Origin of the sequence: Paraburkholderia sp. BR13439 (assembly GCF_040948805.1) — a bacterium.
GTDB lineage: Bacteria > Pseudomonadota > Gammaproteobacteria > Burkholderiales > Burkholderiaceae > Paraburkholderia > Paraburkholderia youngii.
In genome coordinates this window covers 19,816-32,570 of the sequence record NZ_JBFPKN010000019.1, presented here as the reverse complement: position 1 = coordinate 32,570, position 12,755 = coordinate 19,816, and the positions used below count along the sequence as shown (strand labels likewise).

Sequence of the window (12,755 nt, the reverse complement as noted above, 5' to 3'; positions counted from 1 at the left end):
CTTGCTTCAGAGGCTGCGTTCGAAACGGCTGACCGCTGTTTCGCGGACATCGAGCACTTCGCTCGCGAGGCAGGTGCCAGACGCGACGTCCAGCGCGTATTCGTACAGCCGGTCACCGATATCGGAAATCTTCATGGCCTGTTCGAGCACGCCGCTCGCATCGAAATCGATGTTGTCGCGCATCGTTCTCACGGTATTGATGTTTCCGCACACCTTCACCGTTGGTGCAACCATGTTGCCGATCGGATTGCCGACGCCGGTGCCGAAAAACGTAAGCTGACAGCCTCCTGCGGCAAGCGCTGTGAGGTTTTCGACCGCCGCCGCAGGTGCATCCATGAAGTGCAGACCCTTGCGGCGAGGAGCTTCGCCGTATCGCAGCACGCCGACGAGGGGACTCGAGCCTGCCTTCGCCATCGCGCCGAGCGCCTTTTCCTCGACCGTGGTCAAGCCGCCTTTCTTGTTGTCGGGCGAGGGCTGCGATTCGCGCATATCGACGCCCCGGTCGATCGCGCCTTGCTCCATGTTGCGCACCGCGGTGACGAAGGCCGCCTTGACCGTTTCGTCGATGGCCCGTGCAGCGAACAGATGCTCGGCGCCGATGAACTCCGAGGTCTCCGAAATGATGACCGTGCCGCCCTCGGCGATGATCTGGTCGGCCATCCGGCCGATCGTCGGGTTGCAGCTCAGTCCGGAAGTCGTATCGGACCCACCGCACTCGACGCCCACGACCAGTTCGGAAACAGGACACGGCTCGCGGCGCAAGCGCGATGCGGCAATCGAAAGGCGCATCGCCTTGCGTGTGCCTTCCGCAATGCAGGCGATGGTGCCGTTCGGCTGCAGATGCACCGTTTCGACCGCTTTCCCGGTGGCGCGGATGCGGGACGCCACTTCTTCTGTGGACGATTCTTCCAGTCCCACCAGCAGGACGCTCGCGATATTCGGGTTGCGCCCGAGACCGGCCAGCGATTCATAGGCGAAATCGAGATCCGCGCCGAACTGCCCGCGCACGAACAGCGTCGTGACCGGGATCGTGCCTTCGACCGCCTCACTGATCGTGCGCGTAACGGGGTTGCAGTTATCCATGACGGAAATCACCGCGACCCAGTTGCGCACGCCAACGGTGCCGTTTTCGCGTCGATAGCCAAGGAATGTTTTCATCACGTAGTTACCTCGTTTTCAGATCACCGCGAGCGCGGGTGGAATCGACGTTATGAACATGGGTGTGCTCGCCAACCCGGAGCGCGCGGCGAGCAGTACCGATGACCTGGCCGTACTTGAGTACCTTGGCGCCTTCCGTAGTCGGTGCGATGCAGACTTTGTGGCCAAAGGGGACGTCCTGCGTCAGGGTCACCTGACCGGTTACTTCTCCCTGCAGGACGCAGGTTTCCCCTTCCTGTCCGGGGTCCAGCAGTGTTGCCACGTTGTCGGTGGCATGAAGCACGATGGCGCGAGGCATTGGTTAAACTCCTATATAGATCTATGAACTAGCGTAGGACCGGTGGATCCAGCGAATCGCGTTTGAAATTGCGCGAATCCGTGGAAACAGAATAGGTCGAGTTCGCGAAGTCCTATATAGGTATTTTCCATGGTCCTATATATAAGTTGTTGACACTCGAAGGGGGCGCGACTATCTTTGACTCAACGAAAGCAATCCGACGACTGCGTCAACGAGGCGCGAATATTCGTCGGAAAAAAGCGCTAGCGGGTCGCAAAGCAGACCAGACAGAACGAGTTCTTCAAAGGAGACGACGTCGATGAAAGCAGTGCGTGTAATACCGGCCCCGTCGGGCGGCATCGTGGAGGTGCAAGACATCCCGGTCCCGGTCGTTGGCGCGGGACAGGTTCTGGTCAGAGTGCGCGCGGCTGGCCTGAATCGTGGCGAGATCAATCAGGCTCGCGACCTGCGCTCGGGCAATACGATCACCACGGGCGTCGAATTTGCCGGCGAAGTGGCGGCAGTCGGAGAGGGCGTCAACGGCTGGCGCGAGGGCGACCGCGTGATGGGTCATGGCAAGGGTTGCCAGGCCGAGTACGTGCTCTCTGATCCCCGGGCCCTGATGGCGGTGCCGGAAGGGCTTTCCTGGATCGAAGCGGCGGCTTTCCCGAACGTGTTCATCACCGCTCACGACGCCGTGATCACCAATGGGCAGCTGCGCGCAGGCGAGTCGGTGCTGATCAACGGCGCCTCGGGCGGCGTTGCGATGGCGGCGATTCAGATCGCGTCCGTATGGGGTGCCAAGCCCGTGATGGCCCAATCCCGCTCGGCCGCGAAGCTCGATCGGCTGGCCGAATTCGGCGTCGACGTAGGCATCGACTCATCGCACCAATCACAGCTCGATGTGGTGATGGCCGCCACCGACAAGCGAGGGGTCGATCTGATCATCGACACCGTGGGCGGACCGGTCTTCGAGGCGAACATGCAAAGTCTCGCGGTCAAGGGTCGGCTCGTCAACATCGCCCGACTCGGCTCGGCCACCGCTCAGATCGATCTGAGCCAGCTCTGGCTCAAGCGTTTGAAGCTGATTGGCGTGACGTTCCGCACTCGTACCGAAGAGGAGCGGCTGCAGTGCATCGAGGCTTGCGCGCGCGACCTGCTGCCCCATCTCGCAGCGGGCCGCATCGGACTGCCGATCGATCGCACTTTCGCAATGGATGCGATCGGCGAAGCACATGCCTACATGCTGCTCGATCAACATATCGGCAAGATTGTCCTTACCACAGACTAGACCTCAAGCAGAGGAACAGGAGATATTCATGGGTATCCAGATCACTCCGCTCACCGGATCGGTGGGCGCGCGCGTCGAAGGCATCAACCTCAACGAACCAGTCGACGTGACGAACTTCGAAGTGCTGCATCGCGCGTTTCTCGACTATGGTGTGCTGGTGTTTCGCGGCCAGCGGCTGCAGCCGTCGGCTCACGTCGAGTTCGCCAAACTCTGGGGCAAGCCTGCGCAAAACAATCCGCTCGATCCGAGCGTGCCGGGTTTCCCGGGACTCATTCAGGTAACCAAGATTCCGAAGGAAACGGCGTCGACCGAGGCGTGGCACTCCGATTCCATCTATACGCCGGTGCCGCCGAAGATCTCGATCCTGTCGGCAGTCGTGGTACCGCACGGCGGCGACACGATGTGGTGCAATCAATACCTTTCGTATGAGCGCCTGTCTCCGACCATGCAACGCATGCTCGAGGGTTTGCGTGCGCGGTTCACGGGGCTGCGACTGGCCAGAATGCGAGGAATCGACAAGATTCCCGAGGCGGTCCACCCGATCGTGCGCACGCATCCGGAGACGCGCCGCAAGGCTCTCTACGTCGGCCACCGTGAGACCGCCCAGCAGATCGAAGGGATGACCGTCGCCGAAAGCCGCCCGCTGCTCGACTTCCTGTACGAACACTCGACCACGCCGGACAACGTGTACCGCCACATGTGGCAGGAAGGCGACGTCGTCATGTGGGACAACCGCTGCACCATGCACTACGCGGTGCACGACTACGGCGAGGCTGAACGCGTGCTCAACCGCATCACGCTCGAGGGCGAAGTGCCGGTCTGACAGGAGCCGATGTGGAACGAATGCGCTTTCGACATCAATTTATTTCGGACGTCGAATGATGAGACGTGCGGCCTCTCGCGTGCAGCTCCGGCGCGCGAAGACCGCATCGTCAGGTGAACCAAAGAGACTATCGGCGCAGGTAAGCGCAAGGTGAGGTCTGAAATGCAGATTGGAGTGCCCGCCGAGTCGCGGGGTCAAAAATCGCTCGTCGCGGCAACGCCTGAGACGGTCAAGATGCTCGTGTCGCAAGGACGCAGCGTGACCGTCGAGTCGGGTGCCGGTGAATGCGCGCACTACACGGACGACGCTTACCGCAAGGCGGGCGCGCAGATCGGGGATGCGGCGGCGGCCTTCGGCGCGCAAATCGTGCTGAAAGTCGCATCGCCGACTGAATCGGAACTGTCGCTGATGAAGCGCGGTTCGGTGCTGGCGGGCATGCTCGACCCGTTCAATACCGACAACGCCCGCCGTCTTGCCGACGCGGGACTGACTGCGTTCGCGCTCGAAGCCGCGCCCCGCACGACGCGCGCGCAAAGCCTCGACGTGCTGTCGTCGCAGGCGAACATCGCGGGCTACAAGGCGGTCCTCGTCGCGGCGGAGCACTATCCGCGCTTCATGCCGATGCTGATGACCGCCGCGGGTACGGTGAAAGCCGCGCGGGTGCTGGTGCTCGGTGCAGGCGTCGCGGGACTTCAGGCGATTGCGACGGCCAAGCGCCTCGGCGCGGTCATTGAAGCGTCGGACGTACGTCCCGCGGTGAAAGAGCAGATCGAATCGCTCGGCGCGAAGTTCCTCAACGTGCCCTACGAGACCGACGAAGAACGCGAGGCTGCCGCAGGTACTGGCGGCTATGCGCGGCCGATGCCGGCGAGCTGGCTGCAACGCCAGGCGGCGCTCGTGCACGAAAAGGCGAAACAGGCCGACATCGTGATCACGACGGCGCTGATTCCCGGGCGCGACGCGCCGACCTTGATCTCCGTCGAAACGGTTCAGGCGATGAAGACGGGCTCCGTCATCGTCGATCTTGCCGCGGGACGCGGGCCAACCATCGACGGACATCGAGGCGGCAACTGTCCGCTGACCGAGACCGACAAGGTCGTCGTCACGGAGAACGGCGTGAAGATCGTCGGCTACACGAACCTGGCGGCGATGGTGCCGACCGATGCGTCTTCGCTCTATGCGAGGAACCTGGTCGACTTCCTGAAGCTGATCGTCACGAAGGACGGCACGCTCAATATCGATCTCGCGGACGACATCGTCGCGGCAACCCTGCTCACGCACGAAGGCGTGGTCAAGCGCAACGGATGAGGGGAGCGCAATGGAAGTTATCAATCACACGGTGATCAACCTGATCATCTTCGTGCTGGCGCTTTATGTCGGCTACCACGTCGTCTGGAACGTGACGCCCGCGCTGCATACGCCGCTGATGGCAGTCACGAATGCGATCTCCGCGATCGTGATCGTCGGGGCGATGATTGCCGCGGGCCTCACGCTCGGCGGCGCGGGCAAGTTCTTCGGCACGGTTGCCGTCGCGCTCGCCGCGGTGAACGTTTTCGGCGGCTTTCTCGTCACGCGGCGAATGCTGGAAATGTTCAAGAAGAAGGAACCCAAGAAACTGGCCACTGGCGGCAAGGAGGCCGTATGACGTCCTTTGATTTCGTGAGCGCGAACGTCGTCACGCTCTTTTATCTGCTCGCGTCAGTCTGCTTCATTCAGGCGTTGAAGGGACTCTCCAACCCGAAAAGCGCACGCGCCGGCAATGCATTCGGTATGGCTGGAATGACGATCGCCATTTTGACGACCGTCGCGCTGATCGCGAAACAGGCTGCATCGCTGGGCTCCAACCTTGCGTTGGGACTGGCGCTTCTGTTTGCCGCGTTAGTCATCGGCGGCGCGGTCGGTGCGTTCGTCGCCGCGCGGGTGGAGATGACGAAGATGCCGGAGCTCGTCGCCGCGATGCACTCGCTGATCGGCGTGGCCGCCGTGTGCATCGCGTACGCGGTGGTGTCGGAACCCGCGGCATTCGGACTTGGTGTCCAGGACGCGCCGCATGCGGGCTTCATCCCCTACGGCAACCGGATCGAATTGTTCATCGGCACGTTCGTCGGCGCGATCACGTTCTCGGGTTCGGTGATTGCGTTCGGCAAGCTGTCGGGCAAATACAAATTCCGCCTGTTTCAAGGCGCACCCGTCGTCTATCCGGGCCAGCACCTGATCAATCTCGTGCTCGCGCTGGCGATGATCGGCTTCGGCGTGATGTTTTTCCTCACGCAGTCGTGGCTGCCGTTCATCGTCATGACAGCCATCGCGTTTGCGCTGGGTGTGCTGATCATCATTCCGATCGGAGGCGCGGATATGCCGGTCGTGGTGTCGATGCTGAACTCATATTCGGGCTGGGCGGCGGCGGGAATTGGTTTTTCGCTGAACAACGCGATGCTGATCATCGCGGGCTCGCTGGTGGGCTCTTCCGGTGCGATTCTGTCGTACATCATGTGCCGCGCGATGAACCGCTCGTTCTTCAACGTGATCCTCGGCGGCTTCGGCGCCGAACCGGGCTCGGCGGCGGGCGGCGCGACGGAGCAGCGTCCGGTGAAATCCGGTTCGGCCGATGACGCGTCGTTCATGCTCGGCAATGCGGAATCGGTGGTGATCGTGCCGGGCTACGGGCTGGCCGTGGCGCGCGCGCAGCATGCGCTGAAGGAACTGACCGACAAGCTGGTCGAGAAGGGCATCGAGGTGAAGTACGCGATTCACCCGGTGGCGGGCCGCATGCCGGGCCATATGAACGTGCTGCTCGCCGAAGCCGAAGTGCCATACGACATGGTCCATGAGATGGAGGACATCAATGGCGAATTCGGCCAGGTCGACGTGGTGCTCGTGCTCGGCGCGAACGACGTGGTGAATCCGGCAGCAAAGAACGATCCAAAGTCGCCGATTGCCGGCATGCCGATCATCGAGGCGTACAAGGCGCGCACGGTGATCGTCAACAAGCGCTCGATGGCGGCGGGCTACGCCGGGCTCGACAACGATCTCTTCTACATGGACAAGACCATGATGGTCTTTGGCGATGCGAAGAAGGTGATCGAGGACATGGTCAAGGCCGCGGCGTGACGGATCGGACGAGGAAAACTCATGGCAGAACTTTATCTCGTGCGTCACGGCCAGGCATCCTTTGGCGCGAGTGACTACGACGTGCTCTCGGAGGTCGGCGAGCGTCAGGGCGTTTGGCTCGGCGAATACTTCGCGCAGCTCGGTCTGAACTTCGACCGCGTGATGACGGGCGGCATGCGCCGCCACAGACAGACACTCGACGCAATCTGTCGCGGCATGGGTCGTTCGTTCGGGCCGGTCGAGCAGCATACCGGCTTGAACGAGTACAACTTTCAGGCGCTGTTCGACGGACTGGATGACTCACATCAGGATTTGAAGGCGTGGCGCGGTGCTTCCCGGCAAGAGTTCTACCGGAGCCTGAAGCGGGTGCTGCAACTATGGTCGAAGGATTTGATCCGCGGTCCGATTCCGGAGACATGGCGGGAGTTTCAGCATCGCGTCGAAGCGGCGAGGCAGTCGATCCAGCAGAGCCCGGCTGAGCGGGTGCTGGTGGTGACCTCGGGCGGCGTGATGGCGGCCATCGCGCAACAGGCGCTGCAGGCGCCGACCGACGCCGCGATTGCGCTGAATCTGCAGATCCGCAACAGCAGCTTTTGCCGGTTCTTCTTCAATCGGGATGCGTTTCACCTCGCCAGCTTCAACAGCGATCCGCACCTCGATCGCGCAGACCGGCGCCGCTTCCAGACTTTTGGTTAATTGAGAACAGGGTGAAATGATGACTAACGACGCCATGCAAATAGATGTGGGAACACTTGGCCCCTATCTCGAGCGGACGATCGAAGGGTTCAACGGGCCGGTCAGTGCGCAAAAGTTCGCGGGCGGTCAGTCGAATCCGACCTTCCTGCTGAAGGCGGCCAGCGGAAACTATGTGTTGCGCCGCCAGCCGGGCGGCCCGCTGCTGAAGTCGGCGCATGCGGTGGATCGCGAATTCCGCGTGCTCGAGGCATTGACGAAAACGGACGTGCCGGTCGCGCGCGCATATCACCTGTGCACGGATCGCGATGTGATCGGCACGATGTTCTACGTGATGAGCTTCGAGGAAGGACGCATTTTCTGGAATCCCGCGTTTCCGGAAATTGCCCGTGACCAGCGAGGCGAGTATTACGACGCGATCGTGCGCGCGATGGCGACCTTGCACGACGTGGACGTCGATACGGTCGGTCTGTCCGACTATGGCCGCGCCGGCAATTACTTCGAGCGTCAGATCAATCTGTGGACGAGGCAGTACCGGGCCTCGGAGACGAGCCGTATCGACGCGATGGAGAAGCTGATCGCGTGGCTGCCGCTTCATTGCCCCGCCGACGACGGAACGCGCTCGCTCGTGCACGGCGATTTCCGCGTCGACAATCTGATCTTCGATTCGCAGGAGTGCCGGATCAAGGCCATGCTCGATTGGGAACTATCGACGCTGGGCAATCCGCTTGCCGACCTCGCTTACTTCTGCATGTGTCTGCGACTTCCCGCGGATGGGCCGGTCGCGGGCCTTCAAGGAATGAACCGGGCTGCTCTGGGTATTCCGGACGAGAAGGCGATCGTCGCGCGCTACTGCGAATTGCGCGGCATACCCGGCATCTACGGGTGGTCGTTCTATCTGGCGGTCAGCTTCTTCCGCCTTGCCGCCATCGCGCAAGGCGTCAAGAAACGTGCGATGGATGGCAATGCATCGCATGCCAACGCGGGTGAAGTCGGCGAAATGGTGGAGCAGCTGGCGCAGATGGCGGTGAGCGCGCTGGAAGAGCAAAGCTGACAGGCTGCGGAGGAGCGCACTGCGGAAAAGGGTGACGCCCCAACGAACATGAATTATCGACAGGAGTACGGAGCAGCATGAGCACCAAACTTTTCGATCTGAGCGGAAAAATCGCGCTCGTCACGGGGGCCAGCCGAGGCATCGGTGAAGAAATCGCCCGGTTGCTGGCGGAGCAGGGCGCGCACGTGATCGTGTCGAGCCGCAAGCTGGAAGAGTGTCTGGCCGTCGCGGAGAAGATCCGCCGCGAGGGTGGCAACGCCGAAGCGCTGGCCTGCCACGTGGGCCGAATGGAGGACATCGCAAGAACGTTCGACTACATTCGCACGCACCATGGGCGCCTCGACATACTCGTGAACAATGCGGCGGCCAACCCGTATTTCGGGCACATCCTCGATACGGATCTCTCGGCATACGACAAGACGGTGGAAGTGAACATTCGCGGCTATTTCTTCATGTCCGTGGAAGCCGGCCGATTGATGCGCGAGCACGGCGGCGGCGCCATCGTCAACACCGCTTCGGTGAATGCGCTGCAGCCGGGCGACATGCAGGGCATCTATTCGATCAGCAAGGCGGCGGTCGTCAACATGACGAGGGCGTTCGCCAAGGAGTGCGGCCCATTCGGGATTCGCGTGAATGCGCTGCTCCCCGGCCTGACACGGACAAAGTTCGCGAGCGCGCTGTTCGAGACCCCGTCGATCTACGAAGAGTGGATGAAAAAGATCCCGCTTCGTCGCCACGCTGAGCCGCGCGAGCTTGCCGGCGCAGTGCTGTACCTGGTGTCCGACGCCGCGAGTTACACCAACGGGGAATGCCTGGTCGTGGACGGCGGGCTGACCATCTAGTGAAAGGAGTCGCCGCTACATCGTCGCGACCGGATCGGTGCACGGTCTTGACGCGGCAGGCGAAAGAAAGGAGACACGATGCAATTCGATTACACACCGAAGGTTAGAGAGCTGCAGTCGAAGCTGCTCGATTTCTTCGAGACTCATATCTATCCGAACGAGCACCGGTACCAGGCCGAAATTCAGGCCAATCGGCAAGCCGGCAACGCGTGGATTCCGACGCGCATTATCGAGGAACTGAAGCCGCTCGCACGCAAGGCCGGACTTTGGAATCTGTTCCTGCCGCGCTCGCCACGCGCGCCGGAAGGTCTTTCGAACCTCGAATACGCGCCGCTGTGCGAAATCATGGGACGTGTGCCCTGGTCGCCGGAAGTGTTCAACTGCTCCGCACCGGACACCGGGAATATGGAAACGTTCGAGCGCTATGCCAGCGAGGCATTGAAGGACCGCTGGCTGGAACCGCTGTTGCGCGGCGAGATCCGGTCCGCGTTTCTGATGACGGAGCCGGCGGTCGCTTCGTCGGATGCGACGAACATCTGCTGCCGCATCGAGCGTGACGGCGATCACTATGTGGTCAACGGGACCAAGTGGTGGTCGTCGGGCGCCGGAGACCCGCGTTGCAAGGTCTACATCGTGATGGGCAAGACCGATCCGGACGCGGAGCGTCATCAGCAACAGTCGATGATCGTGGTGCCGGCCGATGCGCCCGGTATTACGGTCAAGCGCTATCTGCCCGTGTTCGGATACGACGATGCGCCTCACGGCCATATGGAAGTCGAACTGAAGGATGTGCGCGTGCCCGTGGCGAATCTGCTGCTGGGCGAGGGCCGCGGCTTCGAGATTGCACAAGGCCGGCTCGGGCCGGGCCGCATTCACCACTGCATGCGCAGCATCGGCGCCGCCGAACGTGCGCTCGAACTGATGTGCGAGCGCAGTCTCAGCCGAGTGGCTTTCGGCAAGCCGCTGGCCGAACAAGGCGTGACGCAGCAGCGCATCGCCGAAGCGCGTTGTGAGATCGAAATGGCTCGCCTGTTGACGCTGAAAGCGGCGTGGCTGATGGACACGGTCGGCAACAAGGCGGCAAGAGCCGAGATCGCGATGATCAAGGTCGTCGCGCCGAACGTGGCGCTGAAGGTCTTGGACTGGGCGATCCAGTTGCACGGCGCCGCGGGGGTATCGGACGATTTCCCGCTGGCCTATGCGTGGGCGAACCAGCGCACGCTTCGGCTGGCGGACGGCCCGGACGAAGTGCATCGCAACGCGATAGCCCGGCTCGAACTTCAGCGGCATTCTCGACGAGACCGTGGTTGACGCGCGCTGAACAGTTCTTATCTCAGGAGTCGGTCATGCAAAGGGAAGTGGTGGTTGTCGGCAGTGTGCGCACCGCGATAGGTAAGTTTGGCGGTAGTCTTAGGGATCAGCCTCCCACCGCGCTCGGCGCATTCGTCGCCCGCGAGGTGCTGGCACGTACAGGCGTACAAGGCCAGGACGTTGGTCGTGTGGTGTTCGGCAACGTGGTCGCGACCGAGCCGCGGGATCTCTATCTGGCCCGTGTCGCGGCCATGGATGCCGGCGTCTCCGAGGAGACGCCGGCGATGACGGTGAACCGTCTGTGCGGCTCGGGACTGGAAGCGGTCATTTGCGCTGCGCAGGCGATTCTGCTCGGTGACGCCGATGTCACGCTCGGTGGTGGTGCGGAGAATATGAGTCGCGCGCCTTACCTCGCGACAGACGCTCGTTTTGGCGCGCGGATGGGTGACAGCCGCCTCGTCGACATGATGCTCGGTGCGTTGCACGACCCGTTTCATTCGATTCACATGGGCATCACCGCCGAGAATGTCGCGCGCAAGTACGGCATCACCCGCGAGCAGCAGGATGAGCTCGCGCTGGAGTCGCATCGGCGCGCGGCGCGGGCCATCGCGGAGGGACGTTTCGCGGATCAGATCGCCGGGTTGAAGAAAACCGTGAAAGGGCAAACCACGGTATTCAATACTGACGAGCACGTGCGAGCCGACCTTGGGCCTGACGAACTTGCAGGCTTGCGCCCCGCGTTTATGAAAGAAGGCGGGACCGTGACGGCAGGCAATGCCTCGGGGATCAACGACGCGGCAGCAGCGCTTCTGATGATGGACGCCCAAACCGCCAGCAAGCGCGGTCTCAGGCCGCTCGCGCGCCTCGTTTCATACGCGCACGCGGGAGTGGATCCACAGTACATGGGCATCGGTCCCGTGCCCGCGACGCTCGCTGCGTTGAAGCGTGCGGGCTTGCGCGCGTCGGATATCGACGTGATCGAGTCGAACGAAGCGTTCGCGGCACAGGCATGTGCGGTGACGCGGATGCTCGAACTGGATCCGCAGAAGGTTAATCCCAATGGTTCGGGCATCTCGCTCGGCCATCCGATCGGCGCCACAGGTGCGCTGATCACAGTGAAAGCCCTCCACGAGCTCGAACGGGTCAATGGCCGCTATGCGCTCGTGACCATGTGTATTGGAGGAGGGCAGGGGATTGCCGCGATATTCGAGAACCTTCGGCGCGCTTAGGCAAGTCGATCGCAGGGGAACAATATGTCAATCGAAACGATAAGCGTGATCGGTGCGGGGACGATGGGCAGCGGTATCGCGCAGGTGGCCGCCGTTGCGGGCCTGGATGTCGTGCTCATCGACGTAACCGAGGTCGCGCTGGAAAAAGGCCTGGCTGCAATCAAAGCGGGCCTGGAGCGGCTGTTCAGGAACGAGAAGCTCGACCACGCAGCGCGAGAAGCCGCTCTCGCGCGCATCCAGACATCGACCGACTATGAGCGGCTCGCGAACAGCGATGTGGTGATCGAGGCAGTCACGGAGAATGTCGAAATCAAGCTCGGCATTCTGAAGCGGATCGAATCGCTGGCCAACGACAAGGCTGTTATCGCCACGAACACTTCTTCGATTTCGATAACGACGCTGGCCGCGTCGCTGGAGGATCCCTCACGGCTCGTCGGGATGCACTTCTTCAATCCCGTGCCGACCATGCAGCTCGTCGAGATCATCCGCGGTTTGCAAAGCAGCGCAGCCGCCGCCGAATCCGTCGTCGAGCTTACGCGACGCCTCGGCAAGACTGCGGTTCGAGTCAAAAATTCGCCGGGTTTCGCCGTCAATCGAATTCTCGTTCCGATGATCAACGAAGCCTTTTTCGTACTCGCGGAGGGCGTCGCGACCGCGGACGAGATCGATGCCGGAATGCGACTCGGTGCCAACCATCCGATCGGTCCGCTTGCGCTCGCAGATCTCGTCGGGCTCGACGTGTGTCTTTCGGTGATGGATGTCCTTCACAGCGATATCGGCGATCCGAAGTACCGCGCATGTCCGCTTCTGAGAGAACTGGTTTGTGCTGGACGGCTCGGTCGAAAAGCGGGTCGCGGTGTGTTCCAGTACGACTCGTCGCCTCCAGAACGGCGCTTGCGTCTCGTCAGCGACCTGAACGACCCGGTGCCGCCGGGCGTAGACGCAGTCATGAATTGACGGCTTTTC

At 62.1% G+C, this 12,755-nt stretch carries 12 protein-coding genes and 1 pseudogene; 11 read left to right on the top strand and 2 right to left on the bottom strand.

Annotated elements, in window-relative coordinates; translation table 11 throughout:
* Positions 1-6 precede the first annotated feature (6 nt).
* Both AB3X96_RS30550 and AB3X96_RS30545 read right to left on the bottom strand, forming a co-directional pair.
* Positions 7-1,161: a UxaA family hydrolase gene (locus tag AB3X96_RS30550; protein ID WP_368592639.1), complete on the bottom strand. Its 1,155-nt coding sequence runs from the start codon at positions 1,159-1,161 to the stop codon at positions 7-9.
* A 4-nt stretch (positions 1,162-1,165) separates the two neighbouring features.
* Positions 1,166-1,456 carry a UxaA family hydrolase gene (locus tag AB3X96_RS30545; protein WP_368592638.1) on the bottom strand — a complete coding sequence of 97 codons (291 nt, stop codon included), beginning with the start codon at positions 1,454-1,456 and terminating at the stop codon, positions 1,166-1,168.
* Positions 1,457-1,754: 298 nt separating this feature from the next.
* Here AB3X96_RS30545 and AB3X96_RS30540 point away from each other — a divergent pair, with 298 nt between their 5' ends.
* From AB3X96_RS30540 to AB3X96_RS30490, 11 genes and pseudogenes are all read left to right on the top strand, one after another.
* A complete protein-coding gene (locus tag AB3X96_RS30540) occupies positions 1,755-2,726 on the top strand; it encodes a zinc-binding dehydrogenase (protein ID WP_368592637.1) in 972 nt (323 codons plus the stop codon).
* A 28-nt stretch (positions 2,727-2,754) separates the two neighbouring features.
* A complete protein-coding gene (locus AB3X96_RS30535) occupies positions 2,755-3,549 on the top strand; it encodes a TauD/TfdA dioxygenase family protein (protein ID WP_368581505.1) in 795 nt (264 codons plus the stop codon).
* 162 nt (positions 3,550-3,711) lie between these two features.
* Positions 3,712-4,857 (top strand): Re/Si-specific NAD(P)(+) transhydrogenase subunit alpha, encoded by a 1,146-nt coding sequence (locus tag AB3X96_RS30530; protein ID WP_368592636.1) that lies wholly within the window; start codon positions 3,712-3,714, stop codon positions 4,855-4,857.
* A 10-nt stretch (positions 4,858-4,867) separates the two neighbouring features.
* On the top strand, positions 4,868-5,194 hold the full coding sequence (locus AB3X96_RS30525; RefSeq protein WP_368592635.1) for an NAD(P) transhydrogenase subunit alpha: 327 nt from the start codon (positions 4,868-4,870) through the stop codon (positions 5,192-5,194).
* A 14-nt stretch (positions 5,195-5,208) separates the two neighbouring features.
* A complete protein-coding gene (locus AB3X96_RS30520; RefSeq protein WP_368592708.1) occupies positions 5,209-6,660 on the top strand; it encodes an NAD(P)(+) transhydrogenase (Re/Si-specific) subunit beta in 1,452 nt (483 codons plus the stop codon).
* Positions 6,661-6,681: 21 nt separating this feature from the next.
* Complete coding sequence (locus tag AB3X96_RS30515) at positions 6,682-7,356, top strand: histidine phosphatase family protein (protein WP_368592634.1); 675 nt, start codon at positions 6,682-6,684, stop codon at positions 7,354-7,356.
* 19 nt (positions 7,357-7,375) lie between these two features.
* On the top strand, positions 7,376-8,407 hold the full coding sequence (locus tag AB3X96_RS30510) for a phosphotransferase (protein ID WP_368592633.1): 1,032 nt from the start codon (positions 7,376-7,378) through the stop codon (positions 8,405-8,407).
* Between the two features lie 77 nt (positions 8,408-8,484).
* The gene (locus tag AB3X96_RS30505; RefSeq protein WP_368592632.1) at positions 8,485-9,249 is read left to right on the top strand and encodes an SDR family oxidoreductase; all 765 of its coding nucleotides are present in this window, start codon (positions 8,485-8,487) and stop codon (positions 9,247-9,249) included.
* 78 nt (positions 9,250-9,327) lie between these two features.
* Positions 9,328-10,560: an acyl-CoA dehydrogenase family protein gene (locus tag AB3X96_RS30500; protein WP_368592631.1), complete on the top strand. Its 1,233-nt coding sequence runs from the start codon at positions 9,328-9,330 to the stop codon at positions 10,558-10,560.
* Positions 10,561-10,595: 35 nt separating this feature from the next.
* A complete protein-coding gene (locus AB3X96_RS30495; protein WP_368592630.1) occupies positions 10,596-11,789 on the top strand; it encodes an acetyl-CoA C-acyltransferase family protein in 1,194 nt (397 codons plus the stop codon).
* A gap of 24 nt (positions 11,790-11,813) precedes the next feature.
* A pseudogene (locus tag AB3X96_RS30490) lies at positions 11,814-12,659 on the top strand (3-hydroxybutyryl-CoA dehydrogenase); the annotation flags it as partial.
* Between the last annotated feature and the right edge of the window lie 96 nt (positions 12,660-12,755).

What these genes read in the sequence shown, in the direction of transcription:
- AB3X96_RS30535 (WP_368581505.1), top strand. Translation starts at nt 2,755, where the DNA reads ATGGGTATCCAGATCACTCCGCTCACCGGATCGGTGGGCGCGCGCGTC.
- AB3X96_RS30545 (WP_368592638.1), bottom strand. Translation starts at nt 1,456, where the DNA reads ATGCCTCGCGCCATCGTGCTTCATGCCACCGACAACGTGGCAACACTG.
- AB3X96_RS30495 (WP_368592630.1), top strand. Translation starts at nt 10,596, where the DNA reads ATGCAAAGGGAAGTGGTGGTTGTCGGCAGTGTGCGCACCGCGATAGGT.
- AB3X96_RS30540 (WP_368592637.1), top strand. Translation starts at nt 1,755, where the DNA reads ATGAAAGCAGTGCGTGTAATACCGGCCCCGTCGGGCGGCATCGTGGAG.
- AB3X96_RS30515 (WP_368592634.1), top strand. Translation starts at nt 6,682, where the DNA reads ATGGCAGAACTTTATCTCGTGCGTCACGGCCAGGCATCCTTTGGCGCG.
- AB3X96_RS30530 (WP_368592636.1), top strand. Translation starts at nt 3,712, where the DNA reads ATGCAGATTGGAGTGCCCGCCGAGTCGCGGGGTCAAAAATCGCTCGTC.
- AB3X96_RS30505 (WP_368592632.1), top strand. Translation starts at nt 8,485, where the DNA reads ATGAGCACCAAACTTTTCGATCTGAGCGGAAAAATCGCGCTCGTCACG.
- AB3X96_RS30525 (WP_368592635.1), top strand. Translation starts at nt 4,868, where the DNA reads ATGGAAGTTATCAATCACACGGTGATCAACCTGATCATCTTCGTGCTG.
- AB3X96_RS30510 (WP_368592633.1), top strand. Translation starts at nt 7,376, where the DNA reads ATGACTAACGACGCCATGCAAATAGATGTGGGAACACTTGGCCCCTAT.
- AB3X96_RS30500 (WP_368592631.1), top strand. Translation starts at nt 9,328, where the DNA reads ATGCAATTCGATTACACACCGAAGGTTAGAGAGCTGCAGTCGAAGCTG.